This is a genomic window from Nocardioides sp. NPDC101246, from assembly GCF_044767415.1.
Taxonomy (GTDB): domain Bacteria; phylum Actinomycetota; class Actinomycetes; order Propionibacteriales; family Nocardioidaceae; genus Nocardioides.
This window is the reverse complement of the sequence record NZ_JBIWNX010000002.1, coordinates 361173-380961: the sequence shown is the minus strand read 5'-3', so window position 1 is coordinate 380961 and position 19789 is coordinate 361173. Positions and strand designations below refer to the sequence as shown.

The following is a 19789-nucleotide window of genomic DNA, read 5'->3' as shown; positions in this document are numbered from 1 at the left end:
CCTAGGTAACCTGCGTCACATGACTGCTCTGCGCTTCTCCGGCCCGGTCCTTCCCGATGGAGAGGTGCGGGACCTCTACGTCCTCGACGGCCGCATCACCTACGAGCGGCCGTCGGGGGCGGAGACCGGCGCCTCGGGCTGGATCGTCCCCGGCCTCGTCGACGCCCACTGCCACATCGGGCTCGGGCCCGACGGCGCGGTCGACGCCGAGACCGCCGAGGCCCAGGCGCTCGCCGACCGCGACGCCGGCGCGCTGCTTCTGCGCGATGCGGGCTCGGCCGCCGACACCCGCTGGGTCCAGTCCCGCGAGGACCTGCCCCGGCTGATCCGCGCGGGCCGCCACATCGGACGTACGAAGCGCTACATGCGCAACTACGCCGACGAGGTCGAGCCCGAGGGCCTGGCCCAGGCCGTCGAGCGGCAGGCCCGCTCCGGTGACGGCTGGGTCAAGCTGGTCGGCGACTGGATCGACCGTGCCGAGGGAGACCTGAAGCCCTCCTTCCCGGAGGAGTCGTTCGCCGAGGCGATCAAGGTCGCCCACGACAACGACGCCCGGGTCACGGCGCACTGCTTCGGCCACGAGGTCCTGCCCGGCCTGATCGAGGCCGGGATCGACTGCATCGAGCACGGCACCGGGCTGACCCCGGACCTCGTCGAGGCCATGGCCGAGCAGGGCACCGCTCTGGTCCCCACCGTCGCCCAGCTGGAGATCTTCCCCGATCTGGCCGCCGCTGCGGCACCCAAGTTCCCGACGTACGCGGCCACCATGGAGGACCTCTACGCTCGCCGTCGCGAGACGATCATGAGCGCCTACGAGGCGGGGGTGGCCCTCTACGCGGGCTCCGACGGCGCGGGCGACCAGCTGCACGGCGTACTCCCGGTCGAGGTCCTCGCGATGCACCGGCTCGGTCTTCCGGCCGACGTCGTCCTCGGCGCCGCCTCCTGGCGCGCCCGGGAGTGGCTCGGCCACAACCCCGGCCTCGCCGAGGGCGACCCCGCCGACTTCGTCGTCTACGACACCAACCCCCTCGACGACCTCACGGTGCTGGCGCGTCCGGCCGCCGTCGTGCTCCGCGGGAAGATCTACGCCTGAGATTTCGCCGCTTCCGTCCACCTCTGGCAAACTGAGGCGCGTGTCCTGTGCGCAGGGACCCTCTCACCCAGCGCGACAGTGCCCGCCGAAGTTGCCTGACGGGTGTCCCCACACCGACACGGGCCTCTTCACCCATATTCGATTCCAAAGGAATACCACCAACAGTGGCTGTCAAGATCCGCTTGAAGCGCCTGGGCAAGATCCGGGTTCCGCAGTACCGCATCGTCATCGTCGACTCGCGCAAGAAGCGCGACGGCGCTGTCATCGAGGAGATCGGTCTCTACCGTCCCAAGGAGGAGCCGAGCTTCATCCAGGTCGACTCCGAGCGCGCCCAGTACTGGCTCGGTGTCGGCGCCCAGCCGACCCCGGCTCTCGAGGCGATCCTCAAGGTGACCGGCGACTGGCAGAAGTTCAAGGGCCTCCCGGGCGCCGAGGGCACCCTGCGGGTCGCCCCGCCGAAGCCCGACAAGCTCGAGCTCTTCAACAAGGCTCTCGCCGAGGCGCACGCCTCCGCCGGTTCCGAGGCCGTGACGAAGAAGTCCGCCAAGAAGGCCGAGGAGCCCAAGGCTGAGGAGCCGAAGGCTGAGGAGCCCAAGGCCGAGGAGCCCAAGGCCGAGGAGACCCCGGCCGCTGAGGCCGAGGCCTGAGCAGCATGCTCGCCGAAGCTCTCGAGCACCTCGTCCGAGGAGTCGTCGACAACCCCGACGAGGTGAGCGTGCGCGACAAGCAGCTTCGTCGCGGCTCCGTCCTCGAGGTCCGGGTCCACCCCGATGACCTCGGCAAGGTGATCGGCCGCGGCGGCCGCACCGCCACCGCGTTCCGTACGGTCATCGCAGCGCTGGCCGGCAAGGGCGGCGCGCGGATCGACTTCGTCGACGTCGACGGCGGTCGCTGAGCACGGCTGCATCAACTCACGACAGGCGCCATCCCCATCGCGGGGGTGGCGCCTGTTGCTCTTCTCGGGCCGCCGAACTCGTGTTACAGCGAGCGGCGCCACCCACGCTGAGAAGTTCGGCCCGACGTACGCCACCCTCTAGGCTCACCTCGTGGAGTTGATCGAGGTGCTGGTCGGACGGATCGGCAAGCCGCACGGGATCCGGGGGTTCGTGACCGTCGAGGTGCGCACCGACGAGCCCGACCGGCGGTTCGCCGATGGCACGGTGCTGCGGGCGCAGCCGCCGAAGGGATCGGCGTACGCCGCCAAGGAGCTGACCGTGGAGGGCGCTCGTTGGCACGGGCAGGTGCTCCAGGTCGCCTTCGAGGAGATCACCGACCGCAACGAGGCCGAAACGGCTCGCGGGACGCTGCTCTTCGCCGACGTCCCGGCCGAGGAGACTCCCGAGGACCCCGACGAGTACTACGACCACCAGCTCGTCGGCCTGACCGCCTTCGACGAGGAGGGCCGCGAGCTGGGCACGGTGAAGGCGCTGGTCCACGGGGGAGCCCAGGACCTGCTGACGATCCGTACCCCGGACCGGCGCGATGCGCTGGTGCCGTTCGTGAAGGCGCTGGTGCCGGTCGTCGACCTGGTCGAGAGGAAGGTCGTCATCGCCGACCGCCCCGGCCTGGTCACGCCGTTCGCCGAGGACGAGGACGACGCCAGGTGAGGCTCGACTACCTCACCATCTTCCCCGACTACCTCGCGCCGCTCCGGCTGAGCCTGCCGGGCAAGGCGATCGAGTCCGGGCTGCTGGAGATGCACGTCCACGACGTACGCGACTGGACCCACGACCGCCACCGCACCGTCGACGACACGCCCTACGGCGGTGGCGCCGGGATGGTGATGAAGCCGGAGCCGTTCGGTGAGGCCTTCGACGAGCTGGCCATCGACGGCGCGACCGTGATCGTGACCACCCCGAGCGGCGAGCCGTTCACCCAGGCGCTGGCTCGTGACCTCTCCACCCGAGAGCGGCTGGTCTTCCTGCTCGGTCGCTACGAGGGCATCGATCAGCGCGTGCTCGACCACGCCGCGACCCGCGCCGAGGTCCGCGAGATCTCCCTGGGCGACTACGTCCTCAACGGGGGAGAGGTGGCCGCGATGGCGATCACGGAGGCCGTCGTACGCCTGCTCCCAGGGTTCATGGGCAACGCCGAGTCCCTCGTGGAGGAGTCCCACGAGGACGGCCTGCTGGAGTACCCGGTCTACACCAAGCCCGCCTCATGGCGTGACCTCGAGGTCCCGAAGGTGCTGCTCAGCGGCGACCACAAGCGCATCGCGCAGTGGCGTCACGACCAGGCGGTGGCCCGGACCTCCGTACGCCGCCCCGACCTGCTCCACGCCTCCCAGGCACCCACCGAGTGGGAGATCGTGCCCGCCGTACGCGCCGATGTGCCCGAGCTGCACACGCTCCAGCTCGCCTGCTGGGTGCAGGAGATGCACGACAACCCCGGTGTCGCGATCCCGCCGCTGCACGAGTCGCTCGACGACACCTTGCGCGCTCTGGAGACGCACGACGTCTACGTGGTCCGCTCCGCAGGGCGACTGGTGGGCTCGGTCCGTGCCCGGCTCGAGGGCGACATGTGGGAGATCGGACGGCTGATGACCGCCCCGGACATGCAGGGACGGGGTCTCGGGCGTCAGCTGCTGGATCACATCCAGGCGGTCGCGCCGGAGGGCGCCAGAACGCTCTCGCTCTTCACCGGGGCGAAGAGCGAGCGCAACCAGAAGATCTACAAGAAGGCCGGTTTCCGGCTTCGCCGTGACCTGGAGGCCCCGCCAGGTGCCGTCATCCTGACGAAGCCGCACGCTCGTCGACGGTAACGGTTCGTCAACCGACCACTCTGTTACTTTTCTGTAACACCAGACATCTGTTCCTGAAACGAAGCGTCGCAACGATGCCGGGCAATACGTACGACGAGCGATGTGGCTCGCGTGACGTCACAGCCCCATCCCGAGACTCAGATCTATGAGGCACTGAATGTCTGTCGAACTTGCATGGCAACTCCTGTGCGCGGCCCTGGTCATCTTCATGACCCCTGGTCTCGCGTTCTTCTACGGCGGCCTGGTGAAGGCCAAGTCCGTCGTCTCGATGATGATGCTGAGCTTCGGCTCGATCGCCGTCGTCACCATCCTCTATGTCCTCTACGGTGGCACCGGCATCGCCGGCAACGGCACCAGCGGTGGCAGCAAGCTCTTCGGTAACCCGTTCGAGGACTTCGGGATGACCGACCTCGTCACCTCCGCCGGTAGCGGCGACGCGGGCAACCTCTTCGGTGGCCACGCCTTCCTGGTCGCCTTCTGCATCATCACCGTCGCCCTGGTCTCGGGGGCAGTCGCCGACCGCGCGCGCTTTTGGCCGTGGATGATCTTCGCCGTCTTCTTCGCGACCTTCGTGGTCTTCCCGACCTTCCGGTGGATCTGGGGCGTGGACTCCGAGGGCAACTTCTACGGCTGGCTCGCCAACAACGTCTACGGCCTCGGTGGCTCCCTCGACTGGGCCGGCGGCACCGTGATCCACCAGTCGGCCGGCGCCGCGGCGCTCGCCCTGGCGCTCGTGCTCGGTCGTCGCAAGGTCGGCTTCTCCAAGGAGGAGACGGTCGCTCACAACGTACCGCTCGTGCTGATCGGCACCGCGATCCTCTGGTTCGGCTGGTTCGGCTTCAACACCGGTGTCTTCGGTGCCGACGAGGGCCAGACCTCGCTGATCTTCCTCAACACCCTGCTGGCCCCGGCCGCCGGCCTGATCGGCTGGATCGTCGTCGAGCAGTTCAAGGACGGCAAGCCGACCGCCGTCGGTGCCGCGTCCGGCATCGTCACCGGTCTGGTCGCCATCACCCCGGCCTGTGCGTTCGTCAGCCCGGTCTGGGCCCTCGTCCTCGGTCTCGTCGCCGGTGCCATCTGCGCCCTGGCCGTCGAGCTCAAGTTCAAGCTCGGCTTCGATGACACGCTCGACGTCGTCGGCATCCACCTCGTCGCCGGTTTCATCGGCTGCGTGTGGGTCGGCATCTTCGGCATGGAGACGCTCACCGGTGGCAGCCTCGTCTTCGGTGGCAACTTCAAGCTCCTCGGTGCCCAGGTCCTCTCCTCGCTCACCGTGATCGCCTACTCGTTCGTGATCGCCTTCGTCATCGGGTTCGCGATCGAGAAGACCGTCGGCTTCCGCGCCAAGGAGGAGGACGAGGTCGCCGGTATCGACACCGTTCTCCACGAGCCGGGCTACTCCGAGCTCGGCTGATCCATCGCTTCGACCACGAGGCCCGTCCCGGTTCGCCGGGGTGGGCCTCGCGGCGTGTACGGGGGTGTTCCTTCGGCTGCATACCTTCCTGGACGAACAGCCTCAGCGAGGGCCGTACGGAAGCTGCCGGGCCTGGTGCTGGATGCGGGCGCTGAGGTCCTCGATCTCGGCCAGCACCGCCGGCGCGACCCACACGGGGGAGCGGCGGGTGCCCTTGGCGCGGGTGAGGGTCCCGGCCCGCTCCAGGCCGTCGATCGTCTCCTCGGCGTTCTCGATCCCGAGGCTCTTGGCGACCAGCTCGGCGTTGAGGATGGGCTCCTCGGTGAGCAGGTCGAGAAGACGGTACGCAGCCGACCCGGGCCGTGGGCCACCGGCCGCCTCGCCCCAGCCACCCCGGATGCTCTCCAGCGTCTCGGCCGTCTTCCACGACTCCGTCGTCGCGATCGTCGTCGAGGCGGCGAGCATGGCGATGATCGTGGCCGCGGTGCCGGCCCGGTAGTCGTTGAGGGCGGCGAAGTAGCGGTCGCGGTGGGCGACGAGCGCCGAGGCGATCGGGACGGCCAGGTGCCGGGAGGCGCGGCGTCGCCGGAGCACGGCGTGGATGAGCGCCCGACCGATCCGGCCGTTGCCGTCGATGAAGGGGTGGATCGACTCGAACTGGGCGTGCACGATCGCCGCCTGGGCGATGGGGGAGAGGTCGTCGCGGTTGGCGAAGGCGACCAGGTCCTCGATGTAGTCGACGACCGTCTCCGGCGGAGGTGGCACGTGGAGGGTGTCGCGGGGCGCGTAGTCGGAGCCGCCGACCCAGTTCTGCACGACGCGGAACCTGCCGGCGTTGGCCGCCTCGTCAGGATGGCGTCCGAACAGGTCCCGATGGGCGCGCAGGATCGCGTCGGAGGTGATCTTGCGCGTGGTGTCGGCCTCGCTGATCAGCCGCTGCATCGCCTGGGTCGCGGATGCCATCGAGGTCGCCGAGGAGTTGGCGCCGATGCCGAGCAGCGCCCGCCCGTAGTCGGCCATGCTGGCCTCGACGTGCTCGATCTTGGAGGAGTCGATCGCCTCGGTGCGCAGCTGCAGGTGGTTGAGCCCGTCCATCGCCCGGCCGTGGACCAGGTCGAGATGACGGAGTGCGCCCGCGCTGGCGGTCGTCATCGCCGCCACCGGCCGCTCCAGCGCCAGGTCGAGATCGGCGATGTGGGGCGGCAGCGCCACCGTGACCTCACGGAGCAGCCGATCCACGCGCGGACCGCGCGGGATCCGCTGCCGATAGGGGCGCGTCACGTAGGTGTGCGGTGGCCAGTCGGTGTCGGTCACGGGGGGCATCCTCGCACGGGGCGCGCGTACGCTGCGTACGTCTCCGCGCTCCGCGCGGTCTCGATTCCCGGCGGCCTGCGGCACTGTGGCAGACTTGTGAGCCGGTCCAGTCGGCCGAAGCACGCTCCGAAGATGACACCCGGAGGTGTCGCGACGGGCTCCTGCCACAGGGGGAACCGTACGCCGCCGGCCAGCGTGGCTGGACCACCGCCAAAGATCGCCCCAACAGGGGCATGGATGACCGCGATCGGCCTGTGGCGAGCGTGAGGAGAAATGATGAGCAACGTACTCGCTGAGGTCGGCAACGCCTCCAAGCGCGACGACCTGCCGGAGTTCCGCGCCGGTGACACCGTCAAGGTGCACGTCAAGGTCGTCGAGGGCAACCGGTCCCGCGTCCAGGTCTTCCAGGGCGTCGTGATCCGCGTCCACGGTTCCGGCATCGGCCGCACCTTCACCGTCCGCAAGGTCTCCTTCGGCGTGGGTGTCGAGCGCACCTTCCCGCTGCACTCCCCGATCTTCGAGCAGATCGAGGTCGTCACCCGCGGTGACGTCCGTCGCGCGAAGCTCTACTACCTGCGCAACCTGCGCGGCAAGAAGGCGAAGATCAAGGAGCGCCGCGAGGCGTGAGCCGAGAGGTCTGAGGGTTTCCTGAGCATTGCGAGTCGATGAGGCTCGTTGTGGAGGGAGTCTCTAGACTCACCGCGTGACTTCGAACGACCGCGATCCTTCCGTCGGCGTAGGGCCCCAGGCCCGCTGGGACGGGCCCGAGACAGGGGGATCGCGGTCGTTCTCGTCTTCTCCTCAGGCCCCGCGCTGGGCCTCTGAGCAGCCGGGCCCGGCCAAGGGCCCGGGCCGCGAGGAGGAACACAAGCACCGCCTGTCGGCCTGGCAGGAGGGCATCGTCCTGGTCGTGCTGGCGGTGCTGGTCGCGGTCGTCGTGAAGGCCCTGTTCGTGCAGGCCTTCTACATCCCCTCGGAGTCCATGGAGCCCGGCTTGCAGGGCGGCCCGTCGGTGGCGACCGACGACCGGGTGCTCGTGGAGAAGCCCTCCTACTGGCTCGCCGGCACGCCCCAGCGCGGCGATGTCGTGGTCTTCTCCGACCCGGGCTCCTGGCTCGGTGTCGATGAGTCGGCAGGCCCCAGCAACATCTTCGGCAAGGCGCTCGCGGTCATCGGCCTCTACCCCGAGGGGGGCCACCTGGTGAAGCGTGTCATCGGGGTCCCTGGCGACGTCATCGAGTGCTGCGACAAGCAGGGTCGGCTGATCGTCAACGGTGTCCCGATCGACGAGCCGTACGCCCGGCCCTCCCAGACCAAGTGCGGCCGCCCCAACAAGGAGGGCGAGTGCTTCGGGCCGATGCCCGGCAACCGCCACTGGGAGGCCGGTCCGGTGCCGGAGGGTTCGCTGTTCGTGATGGGCGACAACCGGGCCAACTCGGCCGACTCGACCGTGCACATGTGCACGGCCAACGAGACCGACTGCGCGCTGGTGCCCTGGGTGCCGGAGGACAATGTGGTCGGCAAGGTCGTGGCGCTGGGCTGGCCCCTGGACCGGGCCAAGTGGATCCACCGGCCCGAGAGCTTCGAGGACGTGCCTTCACAGTGAGCAGTGCGCCCACCCTGCGAGTCGAGCGGTCCATGCTGCGCGAGGGCGTCACCCATCTCGGTGCCGTCGACGAGGTGGGGCGTGGCGCGCTCTGCGGGCCGGTCTCGATCGGGATCGTGGTGATCTCCGCGGTGACCCGCACAGCACCCCAGGGCGTACGCGACTCCAAGCTGCTCACTCCCGAGGCTCGCGAGATGCTCGCGCCGAAGGTGCGCCGGTGGGCCGTCGACTCCGCCGTCGGTCACGCGCTGGCCTCAGAGATCGACGAGGTCGGGATCATGGCCGCGATGCGGCTGGCCGGTCAGCGGGCGCTGAACGCCCTGGACGTACGTCCTGATGCCCTGCTGCTCGACGGCAACCACAACTATCTGACCCCGCCCGTGCAGGAGGGGCTCTTCGGTGAGGTCTCGGCGATGGTGGAGGAGGTCGAGGTGCCGCCGGTGACGACGATGATCAAGGCCGACATGAAGTGCGCCGCCGTCGCCGCCGCCTCGATCCTGGCGAAGACGTCGCGCGACGCGCTGATGGTCGCGCTGCACTCGGAGTTCCCGGAGTATGCGTGGGCCGACAACAAGGGCTACTCCGCGCCCGCCCACATCGCCGCGCTGGAGCGCCTGGGGCCGTCGGCATATCACCGGCGCTCGTGGAGTCTTCCCGGAACTTCCCGCGAGTTGGCCCTAGAGTCCTAGGCATGAGCGAGGGTCAGCGAGCGATGCCATGAGCGCCGAGGATCTCGAGAAGTACGAGACCGAGATGGAGCTGACCCTCTACCGCGAGTATCGCGACGTGGTCGGCATCTTCAAGTACGTCGTCGAGACCGACCGCCGCTTCTATCTGTGCAACCAGGTCGACGTGCGGGCGCGTACGGACTCGGGGGACGTCTACTTCGAGGTCTCGATGAACGACGTCTGGGTGTGGGACATGTATCGGCCGGCCCGGTTCGCGAAGGCGGTCAAGGTGCTCACCTTCAAGGACGTCAACGTCGAGACGCTCAACCCGACCGACATCGACCAGCCGTTGGACTGATTGCCGGCTGATCTCGGGCCAGTTTCTGTCCACAGGGCGATCTCGATCCGGGGTTATCCCCAGGCGCCCCGGACCCAGCCCGGATTGTCGGTGCCCGCGATGAGTCTGGACCTCGAAGCCGAATGGCAGGAGGTCCATGATGAGTTCAACGGCGCCGGCGCGGATCGCGCTGGGAAACTACGGCGAATCGGTCGCCGAGAGGCACCTGGTCGAGGCGGGCATGACCGTGCTCGACCGCAACTGGAGATGCACGGACGGGGAGATCGACCTGGTCCTGCGCGAGGGCGACACCCTCGTCGTCTGCGAGGTCAAGACCCGCAGCCATGACGGGTGCGGCACTCCGCACGAGGCAGTCGACAAGACCAAGCTCGACCGGCTCAAGCGGTTGGCGATCGCCTGGCTGGAGCAGCACGACGTGCGCGCTCCGGGGATCCGGATCGATCTCGTCGCGGTGATGCACGCGCCGCGTGGCTCGGCGCTGGTCGATCACGTCAGGGGCCTGTGATGGGATACGCGCGAGCTCATGGCGTCGCCCTTCGAGGCGCGGTCGGTCACCTGGTCGACGTGCAGGCCGATGTCTCGCCCGGTCTGGTCGGAGTGACGCTGGTCGGGCGTGCCGACAGCGTGCTGGCCGAGGGTCGCGACCGGGTGCGGATGGCGATCATCAACTCGGACCTCGAATGGCCCGCGACCAAGCGGATCACGGTGCTGCTCTCGCCGGCCGACCTGCCGAAGGGCGGGTCGCACTACGACCTCGCGATGGCGTTGGCGATCCTCGCGGCCGGCGGCGAGCTCGAGACGACCGGGCTGGAACGCACGGTCTTCATCGGGGAGTTGGCGCTCGACGGTGGGCTGAGGCCGACCTCCGGTGTGCTCCCGATGGTGCTCGCCGCCTCCCACGCCGGGATCGCTCGGGTGGTGGTGCCGGAGCCGCAGGTGGCCGAGGCGCGGATGGTGCCAGGGATGGAGATCCTGGGGTTCCGGTCGCTGGGCCAGGTGGTCGCCGAGCTGCGCGGCGAGCCGGTGCCCGACGCGCCGCCGGTCGCCACCGGCACCGGCGGCAGCCTGCTCGGCTGGCGGGGTGACCGCAGGCTCGACGACATGGACATGTCCGACCTTCGTGGCATGCCCGAGACCCGTTATGCGGTCGAGGTCGCGGCCGCCGGCGGACACCACCTGCTGCTCAAGGGACCGAAGGGCTGCGGGAAGACCTCGATCGCCGAGCGGATCCCGACGATCCTGCCCGATCTCTCCCGTGAGGAGTCGCTGGAGGTGATGGCGGTGCAGTCGCTGGCCGGGGTGCTCGACGTCGACCGAGGGCTGCTGACCCGGCCGCCATTCGCGGCCCCGCACCATGACGCCTCCAAACCCGGGATCGTCGGCGGTGGCACCGGCCGGGTCCGTCCGGGCCAAGTCTCGCTGTCCCACGCCGGCGTGCTCTTCCTCGATGAGTTCCCGTTGTTCAAGAGCGACGTCATCGAGTGCCTGCGCGAGCCGCTGGAGAGCGGCGACATCACGGTGTCGCGAGGCGAGGAGTCGGTGACGCTGCCGGCGCGCGCTCTGGTCGTACTCGCCGCCAACCCGTGTCCGTGCGGCAACTTCGACGCCTCGGTCACCAAGGACGGCTGCATCTGTCGGCCCAACGAGCGCCAGTCCTACGCGCGCAAGGTCTCCGGACCGATCACGGACCGCATCGACGTCATCCGCACGCTGCGACCGATGTCCGAGCAGAACCACGACCCGTGGGGCTCGGAGACCAGCGCCGACATCCGTGAACGGGTCACCGCTGCCAGGCGCCGTCAGCGCGAGCGCTACGCCGACTTCGGCTGGCGGCTCAACGGGCAGGCCAGCGGGATCGCGCTGCGCGACAACTGGCCGCTGCCGCCATCGGCCGAAGCGCTCATCGACTCGCGCATCTTCTCCGGCGTCCTGACCCGTCGCGGCGCGGTGCGCGTCCATCGCCTCGCGTGGACGGTCGCCGACCTCGCCGGGGTCGACTGGCCGGGGGTCACCGAGACCGAGACCGCGCTTGCGCTGCGCAACGGCGGCTCGCTCACGGTGTCGGCGTTCGAGGGGAGGTCGGCATGACCGCGGCGCCCGTCGCACCGACCTTCACCGACCTCGAGCGCGAGCGCCTGGCCCGGATCGCGCTGACCCAGCTGATCGAGCCCGGCACCCCGCTGCTCGACACCTGCATGGTGGGATCCACCGCGACCGAGGTCTACCAGCGCTTTGCGGAGGAGGATCCCGAGCTCGGCGACGACGGCCTCGAAGCGAGGCTGCGGCTGGCCCAGATCCACCCCGACCGCGACCTGGAGCGGGCGACCAACGCCGGGTTCCGCTACGTCATCCCAGGCGATGAGGAGTGGCCCGCTCAGGTCGAGCGGCTCGCTGGGCAGGAGCCCCTTCAATACCGCACCGGCACGCCTTTCGGTCTGTGGGTGCGCGGGCCGCTCCTGCTCAGCGACCTCGACCGGTCGGTCGCCATCGTCGGGTCCCGGGACGCGACCGCCTACGGCGCCGACGCCGCGGCGCGGATCGCGGCAGATCTCGCGGTCAACGACTTCGTGACGGTCTCCGGGGCAGCGGTCGGCATCGACGCGGCCGCTCACCGGGGCGCGCTCACCGGGCCGCCGGGCAGCACCGTCGCCGTACTCGCGGGTGGCGTCGACGTTCCATACCCGCTACGCCACCGGCGCCTGATCGACGCGATCGCCGAGACCGGAGCGGTGATCTCGGAGATCGCGCCCGGGTTCCCCGTCACCCGCTATCGATTCCTCTCCCGCAACCGGATCATCGCGGCCCTCGCCCGGGGCACCGTGGTCGTCGAGGCCGCAGCGCGCAGCGGCTCCCTCAACACCTCACACTGGGCCTACAGCATCAACACACCCGTGATGGCGGTGCCGGGTCAGGTGGGCGCGATGACCTCGGTCGGCACCCACGAGCTGGTCCGCAGCGGGAAAGGCGTCTTGGTGACCGACGGTCTCGACGTGCGCGAGCTCGTCGGCGACATGGGCGAGGCGGTCCCCGAGGAACCCCGAGGCCCAGTACGCCGCCGCGACTCGCTCACCTCCGTCGAGAAGCAGGTCCTTGACGCGGTCCCGGTCGGTAGCCCCTCCTCACAGCTCGCGATCGCGAGATCCGCCTGCCTGCACCCGAAGACGGCCGGCACCGCGCTGTCGCGACTCGAAGCGCTCGGTCTTGCCGAGCGGTTCCCTGACGGGTGGCAGCTGGCCCCGGGCGCGGCTCGCACGTGAGGACTGGGCAAACACCTATCCTGGCTCGGTGAGCGCTGATCCCGACGTGGACCCGGAAGACGGGTCCACGGAAGAGGAGCTCCCCGAGGTCTACGCCGCGCTGCTCGGGGACTACGAGCGACACCTCGCCGCCGAACGCGGCCTCTCCGACCACACGGTCCGGGCCTACCTGGGCGACATCGGCAGCCTCCTCGACCACGCCGGCCGGATGGGCCGAACCGAGCCCGAGTCGATCGACCTGCGCACGCTGCGCAGCTGGCTGGCCAAACAGCAGACGACCGGCCACTCACGTACGACCCTGGCCCGGAGGGCCACCGCGGCCCGGGTCTTCTGCGGATGGCTGGTCCGAACCGGCCGGGCGCAGGTCGATGCCGGTGCCGCGCTCGGCTCGCCCAAAGCCCACCGCACGCTTCCGCCCGTACTGCGCCCCGACGAGGTCGAGTCCCTCATCGCCGCCGCCATCACCGCGGCCGAGGACGGCACACCGGTGGGGATGCGCGACATCGCCCTGCTGGAGATGCTGTACGCGACCGGCGCCCGCGTCGGTGAGCTCGTCGGCCTCGATCTGGACGATGTCGACTACGAGCGCCGGGTCATCCGGGTACTCGGCAAGGGCCGCAAGGAGCGGATGGTGCCCTTCGGCGGCCCCGCGGTGCGGGCGCTCGACCGTTGGGTCGTCCGTGGCCGCCCGCAGCTGGTCACCGAGTCTTCGGGCCCGGCCCTGTTCCTCGGCGCTCGCGGCGGCCGGCTCGACCAGCGCGCCGTACGCACCCTCGTCCACCGCCGCCTCGCCGACGTCCCCGGCGCCCCCGACCTCGGCCCCCATGGACTGCGCCACAGCACCGCCACCCACCTCCTCGAGGGTGGCGCCGATCTGCGCTCGGTCCAAGAGCTCCTCGGCCACGCCAGCCTGGCCACCACCCAGATCTACACCCACGTCAGCAGCGACCGGCTCCGCAAGGCCTACCGCCAGGCCCACCCCCGCGCCTGACCCGCCGAGACGTCACCCGCGTCGCCCGAGTCGTCAGTTAGGTCGGCCGAGTCGGCAGTTAGGTCGGCCGAGTTGGCAGTTGTGGTGGCCGAAACCGTAGTTGTGGGTGACGGAACTCGACTTTCGCGGCCCACAACTCACTTCTCGGCCGCCACAACTGCCGACTCGGCGGTGCCTACGCCAGATCGCGTACGCAGTCACCGCGGTCGCGCGGACGCCGGGACGGCGGTGCCCGGCCAGTCTGAGGGCATGACCAGGAACTCGAGGACCAACAGGCCAGCGCGGCTCCGGCCCGGCGTACGCAAGGCAGTGCTCGTGCTCCATCTCCTCGGGGTGGGAGCTTGGCTCGGCATCGACGTGGTGGTCGGCATCATGGCCGCGGTCGGCTCCGGATCGGGCGACGCCGCCGACCGCGGTCTGGCGCTGCAGGTGATCGGCACCTATCTCGCGGGTCCGATGCTCGCGGCGGGGTTGATCGTGCTGGCGACCGGGCTGGTGCTCGGCTGGGGGAGCAAGTGGGGGCTGGTGCGGTTCTGGTGGGTCGCGGTGAAGCTGGTCGTCAACATCGTGCTGGTGGCGCTGATCCTCTTCGTCCTGATGCCGGGCATGGAGCAGGTGCGGATCATCGGCGAGGTCCTGGCCGCGACCGGCGAGCTGACCGGCGACGTCAGCAACCTTCGGTTCCCGCCGGCCGTTTCGCTGACCGCCCTCACGATCGCCGTCGTCTTGTCCGTCTACAAACCCTGGGGACGGATGCGGTTCGGTGAGTCGGGCTACCTGACCGGGTCGCTACGCCAGAGGGGGAGGAGTCGGACCGGCTCCGGCGCGTCGACGAGCAGCAGCGGGTCGAGGTAGACATCGTCGGCGTTGCGGATCCAGCCCCAGTGCAGGCAGGAGGCCGGGAAGCAGTGGGAGCCGGCGATACCGAGCCGGCCCAACGGCGCTCCGGCCGCGACCGGGTCGCCGACGGCCACGGTGGCTGCGACCGGCTCATAGGTGGTCCGAGTGGCTCCGTGATCGACGGTCACCACCGCCTTGCCGGCGATCAGTCCGACGAAGGCGACCGTCCCAGCCATCGCGGCGCGTACGACCGCGCCCGGAGACCCAGCCAGGTCCACGCCGCGATGACCCGCACCCCACGGAGCATCTGGCGGGGCGAAGCGGCGCACGACCTCCGGCTGGGGTGCCAGCGGCCACACGCCTCGGGGGACCTCGTCGGCTTCTCCGACCGGGCTCGGACCCTCGTCGTGACCCACAGCCCCACCCAGCGCGGCGCCGGACGGCGCCACCTCGGCACGTGGCGTTCCGAGGGCTGGGCTTGCCGGGGCGATGAGGACGACGAGGAACAGGGCCGCGACGAGGGCGCGGGCCCGGTCGGAGAGGCGGTACGAGGTCATGACGAGCAGACAACCCCGGATCGAGGACCCGCACAACGAGCGTCGTACGTCCTGTGGACAACCCTCTCCCGAGACACCCCTGTGGACACTGATCGGCCCGCGCCGGAGCTGGTCACGGAGGATTGGCCCGAGAACCCGGTCGGCGGCTAGTCTTGGACCGGCAGCCCCCTGTGGGCTGACTTCGCACGCCAGCAGACCGCGACGGTGCCTCGCTCCGAGACGCCGGTCGCCCGCGGGCGCGGCCCTCAGTCCCGAGCAGCATGCTCAGGTCGGACCGCGTGCAGGCGTCAGGGCCCATCACCACCGATGGGCGCGAAACTGAAAACCGACCGGCTCACGCCAGCACCCGCCCGACCTCGAGAAAACGCAAGGTCGAGCCACCAGCGGTGCACGCGCGGGCCACCACCTAGGAGAAAAAACATCATGGCAGTCGTGACCATGCGCCAGCTCCTCGAGAGCGGCGTCCACTTCGGACACCAGACCCGTCGCTGGAACCCGAAGATGAAGCGGTTCATCCTCACCGACCGCAACGGCATCTACATCATCGACCTGCAGCAGTCGCTGGCCTACATCGACCGCAGCTACGCCTTCATCAAGGAGACCGTGGCCAAGGGCGGGACGATCATGTTCGTCGGCACCAAGAAGCAGGCCCAGGAGGCCATCGCCGAGCAGGCGACCCGCGTCGGCATGCCCTACGTCAACCAGCGCTGGCTCGGCGGCATGCTCACCAACTTCCAGACCGTGCACCAGCGGATCAACCGCCTCAAGGAGCTCGACGAGGTCAACTTCGACGACGTCGCCGGCTCGGGCCGCACGAAGAAGGAGCTCCTGCAGATGAAGCGGGAGCGCGACAAGCTCGAGAAGACCCTGGGCGGCATCCGCGAGATGGGCCGCACCCCGTCCGCCGTCTGGATCGTCGACACCAAGAAGGAGCACCTCGCTGTCGAGGAGGCTCGCAAGCTCAGGATCCCGATCGTCGGCATCCTGGACACCAACTGCGACCCCGACGAGGTCGACTTCCCGATCCCGGGCAACGACGACGCCATCCGCGCGGTCGGCCTGCTGACCCGCGTGGTCGCCGACGCCGTCGCCGAGGGCCTCATCGCCCGCTCCGGTGGCAAGACCGAGGGCACCGAGGGCGCCACCGCCGAGGAGCCGCTGGCCGAGTGGGAGCGCGAGCTTCTGGCGACCCCGGCTGCCGAGGAGACCCCGGCCGAGGAGACCCCGGCCGCGGAGGCCCCCGCCGCGGAGGCCCCCGCCGCGGAGGCTGCTGAGGCCACCGAGGCTCCGGCCGAGGAGACCCCCGCCGAGACCCCTGAGGCCCCGGCCGAGGCCTGAGCCTCATCGTCCACCCAAGAGCCACTTAACAAGTCAGAGGAAGACACACATGGCTTACACCGCTGCCGACGTCAAGAAGCTCCGTGAGCTGACCCAGGCCGGCATGATGGACTGCAAGAAGGCGCTCGACGAGGCTGACGGCAACTTCGACAAGGCTGTCGAGATCCTTCGCGTCAAGGGCACGGCCAAGGCCGCCGCCCGCGCCGCGGAGCGCACCACCTCGGCCGGCCTCGTCGCCGCGTCCGGCAACGCCCTGGTCAGCCTCCTCTCGGAGACCGACTTCGTTGCCAAGAACGAGGGCTTCGTCGCTGCTGCCCAGCAGATCGCCGAGGCTGCCGACGCCAACAAGGCCAACGACCTCGAGTCCCTCAAGGCCGTCTCGCTCGGCGACAAGACGGTCGGCGAGACCGTCGAGGAGCTCGCCCGCACCATCGGCGAGAAGATCGAGCTCGGCCAGGTGGCCTACTTCGAGGGTGAGACCACGGTCTACCTGCACAAGAAGGCCTCCGACCTGCCGCCGAGCCTCGGCGTCCTGGTTGCCTACGAGGGTGACGAGGCGGCCGCGAAGCAGGCCGCCCAGCAGGCTGCCGCGCTCAAGGCGCAGTACCTCACCTCCGACGAGGTGCCGGCCGACGTGGTCGACGCCGAGAAGGACGTCCTCACCAAGAAGACGCTCGAGGAGGGCAAGCCCGAGGCTGCCGTCGCCAAGATCGTCGAGGGTCGGATCAAGGCGTTCTTCAAGGAGATCGTCCTGCTCGACCAGGAGTCGGTCTTCGAGTCGAAGAAGTCCGTCAAGCAGGTCCTCGACGCCGCCAACACGCAGGTGAAGCAGTTCGCCCGCTTCGACGTCGGCGCCTGAACCAGCCTGATTCCGCGCGAACAGCGCGCGATCGGTTAGGTTGAGCAGCAACGTACGACGAAAGGGGCCGGTCCGATGAACCGAATGGTGATCATCGGACCGGCCCTTTCGTACGCCACCCCCGCATGCACCACCCCGCAAGACGTCGCCCCAGGAAAGGCCACGGCATGACCCGCTACCAGCGCATCCTGATCAAGCTGTCCGGAGAGAACTTCGGCGGTGGCGAGGTCGGTGTCGACCCCATCGTGGTCGCCTCGATCGCCAAGGAGATCTCCGCTGTCGCCGCATCCGGCGTGCAGGTCGCGATCGTCGTCGGCGGTGGCAACTTCTTCCGCGGCGCCGAGCTCCAGCTGGCCGGCATGGACCGGTCCCGCGCCGACTACATGGGCATGCTCGGCACCGTCATGAACTGCCTCGCGCTGCAGGACTTCCTCGAGAAGGAGGGTGTCGACACCCGCGTGCAGACCGCGATCACGATGGGCCAGGTCGCCGAGCCCTACATCCCGCGCAAGGCCATGCGTCACCTCGAGAAGGGCCGCGTCGTGATCTTCGGCGCCGGCTCCGGGATGCCCTACTTCTCCACCGACACCGTCGCCGCCCAGCGCGCCCTCGAGGTCCACGCCGAGGTCGTCCTGATGGCCAAGAACGGCGTCGACGGGGTCTACACGGCCGACCCGAAGAAGGACCCGACGGCGACGAAGTACGATGAGATCACCTTCGGCGAGGCGCTGCAGAAGCAGCTCAAGATCGCCGACGCCACCGCGTTCGCCCTCTGCATGGAGAACAAGATGCCGATCGTCGTCTACGGTGCGGAGGACGAGGGGGCGGTCTACCGGATCGTCCAGGGTGAGAAGATCGGTACGCTCGTCACCGCTGGCTGAGCGGCACGAGCCCACACGCCACACACCCACAACACTTACGAGCGCACAGGAGCATCCGGTGATCAACGACATCCTCAACGAGGCCGACAGCAAGATGGTGAAGTCGGTGGACTCCACGCGTGAGGACTTCGCCACGATTCGTGCCGGCCGGGCGACCCCGCAGATGTTCAGCAAGATCCTGGTCGACTACTACGGCACCCCGACGCCGATCCAGCAGCTCGCCTCGTTCACCAGCCCCGAGCCGCGGATCATCAACATCGCCCCGTTCGACATCGGTGCGATGGCCAACGTCGAGAAGGCGATCCGCGACTCCGACCTCGGTGTCAACCCGTCCAACGACGGCAAGATCCTGCGTGCGGTCTTCCCGGAGCTGACCGAGGAGCGCCGCAAGGAATACATCAAGCTCGCCAAGGAGAAGGCCGAGCAGGGTCGCGTCTCGGTTCGCCAGGTGCGCCAGAAGGCCAAGCAGGGTCTCGAGAAGCTCGAGAAGGACGGCGAGGCCAGCAAGGACGACGTCACCGGTGCCGAGAAGCGCCTCGACAGCCTCACCAAGAAGCACACCGAGGCGATCGACGAGCTGCTCAAGTCCAAGGAAGCCGAGCTGCTCGAGGTCTGAGCCTGTTGCCCTGCGACGGAGTCGCAGGGCAACAGCGCGAAAAGATCGAGCGTGACGACCGAGTGAGGTCGAACGGCGAGCTTGCTCGTCCGTTCGCGCCGAGCGAGGAAGTAAAGTGCCCGAAGGGCACCAGCGCACGCCTGAGCTTGCGAAGGCGTGACCGCGTGTCGAGATCCAGTCGGTTTCCCGATATGGTCCACCGCTGACCAACACCCACGGATGAATGGCTGAACCACAAGTGACCCAGACTCCGCCGTCATCTTCTTCCGCGGCTTCCGAGCCGCCGAAGAAGGACTACGGCCGTGCCGGCCGCAACCTGCCCGCGGCGATCGGCTCCGCCGTCGTCCTCCTGGTCGCGATCGCGCTGAGCCTGATGTTCGTGAAGACGGCGTTCATGCTGATCGTCGTCGGCTGTGTCGTGGCCGCGGTCTGGGAACTCCACCGTGGCCTGATGGCCAAGGACATGGACGTCCCCGAGCAGCCGCTGATGATCGGCGGCACGCTGATGGTCCTGGCGGCGTACTTCTTCGGTTCCGACGCGCTGGTGACGGCGACCGCGGTCACCGCTCTGGTGATCATGCTGTGGGTGCTGCGGCGTGGGGTCGACGGCTACGTACGCACCTCGGCGGCCTCCGTCCTCACCCTGTTCTACCTGCCGTTCCTGGGTTCGTTCGTCGCGCTCATGCTCGGCGAGGGCGGTGGCTGGACCTCGGGCGGCCTCTCGGACGACGGCGTACGCGGCATCATCGTCTGGGTCCTGCTCACGATCATGTCCGACATCGGCGGCTACGTGGCCGGGGTCCTCTTCGGCAAGCACCCGATGGCGCCGGTGATCTCCCCGAAGAAGTCGTGGGAGGGTTTCGCCGGTTCGGTGGTCTTCACCGTCGCCACCGGCGTCGGTCTGGTCGTATGGCTGCTCGACGCATCCTGGTGGATCGGTGTCGCGCTCGGCGTGGTCGCCTGCGTGATGGCCGTCCTGGGCGACCTCGTCGAGTCGGTCATCAAGCGAGACCTCGGCCTCAAGGACATGAGCCAGATCATCCCCGGCCATGGCGGCATCATGGACCGCCTCGACTCCCTCCTGGCGACCGTCGCCCCGGTCTGGCTGATCCTTCACTACGCCGTCTTCTGACCCGGCCCTGCCTGATGCTCTTCCTCGTACGCCACGGCCGACCCGCCAAGGTGCGCGGCGTCGCCGCGGAGCACTGGGAGCTCGACCCGGCTGGGTCGAGTTCG

At 69.2% G+C, this 19789-nt stretch carries 22 protein-coding genes; 20 read left to right on the top strand and 2 right to left on the bottom strand.

The window, feature by feature from the left end; all coding sequences use genetic code 11:
* The first annotated feature begins 19 nt into the window (after positions 1-19).
* The 6 genes from ACIRON_RS04975 to ACIRON_RS04950 all read left to right on the top strand — a co-directional run bounded on the left by ACIRON_RS04975 (position 20) and on the right by ACIRON_RS04950 (position 5268).
* A complete protein-coding gene (locus ACIRON_RS04975; RefSeq protein WP_402989704.1) occupies positions 20-1093 on the top strand; it encodes an amidohydrolase family protein in 1074 nt (357 codons plus the stop codon).
* A gap of 164 nt (positions 1094-1257) precedes the next feature.
* Positions 1258-1740, top strand: a complete 483-nt coding sequence (gene rpsP / locus ACIRON_RS04970) for a 30S ribosomal protein S16 (RefSeq protein WP_402989701.1) — start codon at positions 1258-1260, stop codon at positions 1738-1740.
* Between the two features lie 5 nt (positions 1741-1745).
* Positions 1746-1988 (top strand): RNA-binding protein, encoded by a 243-nt coding sequence (locus ACIRON_RS04965; protein ID WP_091049713.1) that lies wholly within the window; start codon positions 1746-1748, stop codon positions 1986-1988.
* Between the two features lie 151 nt (positions 1989-2139).
* Entirely contained in the window at positions 2140-2700 is a 561-nt protein-coding gene (gene rimM / locus ACIRON_RS04960) for a ribosome maturation factor RimM (protein WP_402989697.1), read from the top strand.
* Entirely contained in the window at positions 2697-3854 is a 1158-nt protein-coding gene (gene trmD / locus ACIRON_RS04955; RefSeq protein ID WP_402989694.1) for a tRNA (guanosine(37)-N1)-methyltransferase TrmD, read from the top strand. The genes rimM and trmD overlap by 4 nt, the downstream gene beginning before the upstream one ends.
* A gap of 157 nt (positions 3855-4011) precedes the next feature.
* A complete protein-coding gene (locus ACIRON_RS04950; protein ID WP_402989692.1) occupies positions 4012-5268 on the top strand; it encodes an ammonium transporter in 1257 nt (418 codons plus the stop codon).
* Positions 5269-5370: 102 nt separating this feature from the next.
* Here the strand turns inward: ACIRON_RS04950 and ACIRON_RS04945 are convergent, their stop codons facing one another.
* On the bottom strand, positions 5371-6591 hold the full coding sequence (locus ACIRON_RS04945; RefSeq protein WP_402989689.1) for a Fic family protein: 1221 nt from the start codon (positions 6589-6591) through the stop codon (positions 5371-5373).
* Positions 6592-6858: 267 nt separating this feature from the next.
* On the opposite strand from ACIRON_RS04945, the gene rplS reads away from it, so the two are divergent.
* From rplS to ACIRON_RS04900, 9 genes are all read left to right on the top strand, one after another.
* Complete coding sequence (gene rplS / locus ACIRON_RS04940; RefSeq protein WP_091050100.1) at positions 6859-7209, top strand: 50S ribosomal protein L19; 351 nt, start codon at positions 6859-6861, stop codon at positions 7207-7209.
* A 76-nt stretch (positions 7210-7285) separates the two neighbouring features.
* Positions 7286-8188, top strand: a complete 903-nt coding sequence (lepB, locus tag ACIRON_RS04935) for a signal peptidase I (RefSeq protein ID WP_402989686.1) — start codon at positions 7286-7288, stop codon at positions 8186-8188.
* A complete protein-coding gene (locus tag ACIRON_RS04930) occupies positions 8185-8877 on the top strand; it encodes a ribonuclease HII (RefSeq protein ID WP_256328699.1) in 693 nt (230 codons plus the stop codon). The genes lepB and ACIRON_RS04930 overlap by 4 nt, the downstream gene beginning before the upstream one ends.
* 28 nt (positions 8878-8905) lie before the next feature.
* On the top strand, positions 8906-9214 hold the full coding sequence (locus ACIRON_RS04925; RefSeq protein ID WP_045550889.1) for a DUF2469 domain-containing protein: 309 nt from the start codon (positions 8906-8908) through the stop codon (positions 9212-9214).
* Between the two features lie 139 nt (positions 9215-9353).
* The gene (locus tag ACIRON_RS04920) at positions 9354-9719 is read left to right on the top strand and encodes a YraN family protein (protein ID WP_091050102.1); all 366 of its coding nucleotides are present in this window, start codon (positions 9354-9356) and stop codon (positions 9717-9719) included.
* Positions 9719-11302 (top strand): YifB family Mg chelatase-like AAA ATPase, encoded by a 1584-nt coding sequence (locus tag ACIRON_RS04915; RefSeq protein WP_402989681.1) that lies wholly within the window; start codon positions 9719-9721, stop codon positions 11300-11302. Before ACIRON_RS04920 ends, ACIRON_RS04915 begins: the two co-directional genes overlap by 1 nt.
* Positions 11299-12471, top strand: a complete 1173-nt coding sequence (dprA, locus tag ACIRON_RS04910) for a DNA-processing protein DprA (protein ID WP_402989678.1) — start codon at positions 11299-11301, stop codon at positions 12469-12471. Before ACIRON_RS04915 ends, dprA begins: the two co-directional genes overlap by 4 nt.
* A 28-nt stretch (positions 12472-12499) precedes the next feature.
* Positions 12500-13462 carry a tyrosine recombinase XerC gene (locus ACIRON_RS04905; protein WP_402989675.1) on the top strand — a complete coding sequence of 321 codons (963 nt, stop codon included), beginning with the start codon at positions 12500-12502 and terminating at the stop codon, positions 13460-13462.
* A 249-nt stretch (positions 13463-13711) separates the two neighbouring features.
* Complete coding sequence (locus ACIRON_RS04900; protein ID WP_402989673.1) at positions 13712-14317, top strand: hypothetical protein; 606 nt, start codon at positions 13712-13714, stop codon at positions 14315-14317.
* On the opposite strand, the gene ACIRON_RS04895 is transcribed toward ACIRON_RS04900, so the two are convergent.
* Positions 14236-14859 (bottom strand): murein hydrolase activator EnvC family protein, encoded by a 624-nt coding sequence (locus ACIRON_RS04895; RefSeq protein WP_402989671.1) that lies wholly within the window; start codon positions 14857-14859, stop codon positions 14236-14238. The genes ACIRON_RS04900 and ACIRON_RS04895 overlap by 82 nt on opposite strands.
* Positions 14860-15282: 423 nt before the next feature.
* Between ACIRON_RS04895 and rpsB the strand changes: the two genes are divergently transcribed.
* From rpsB to ACIRON_RS04870, 5 genes are all read left to right on the top strand, one after another.
* Positions 15283-16197, top strand: coding sequence for a 30S ribosomal protein S2 (rpsB, locus tag ACIRON_RS04890; RefSeq protein ID WP_402989669.1), 915 nt, complete (start codon positions 15283-15285; stop codon positions 16195-16197).
* Between the two features lie 49 nt (positions 16198-16246).
* The gene (tsf, locus tag ACIRON_RS04885; RefSeq protein WP_091049737.1) at positions 16247-17056 is read left to right on the top strand and encodes a translation elongation factor Ts; all 810 of its coding nucleotides are present in this window, start codon (positions 16247-16249) and stop codon (positions 17054-17056) included.
* A gap of 167 nt (positions 17057-17223) precedes the next feature.
* On the top strand, positions 17224-17937 hold the full coding sequence (gene pyrH, locus ACIRON_RS04880; protein WP_378727855.1) for a UMP kinase: 714 nt from the start codon (positions 17224-17226) through the stop codon (positions 17935-17937).
* A gap of 61 nt (positions 17938-17998) precedes the next feature.
* Positions 17999-18553 (top strand): ribosome recycling factor, encoded by a 555-nt coding sequence (gene frr, locus ACIRON_RS04875; RefSeq protein ID WP_218131437.1) that lies wholly within the window; start codon positions 17999-18001, stop codon positions 18551-18553.
* A gap of 223 nt (positions 18554-18776) precedes the next feature.
* A complete protein-coding gene (locus tag ACIRON_RS04870; protein WP_402989666.1) occupies positions 18777-19685 on the top strand; it encodes a phosphatidate cytidylyltransferase in 909 nt (302 codons plus the stop codon).
* Positions 19686-19789 lie beyond the last annotated feature (104 nt).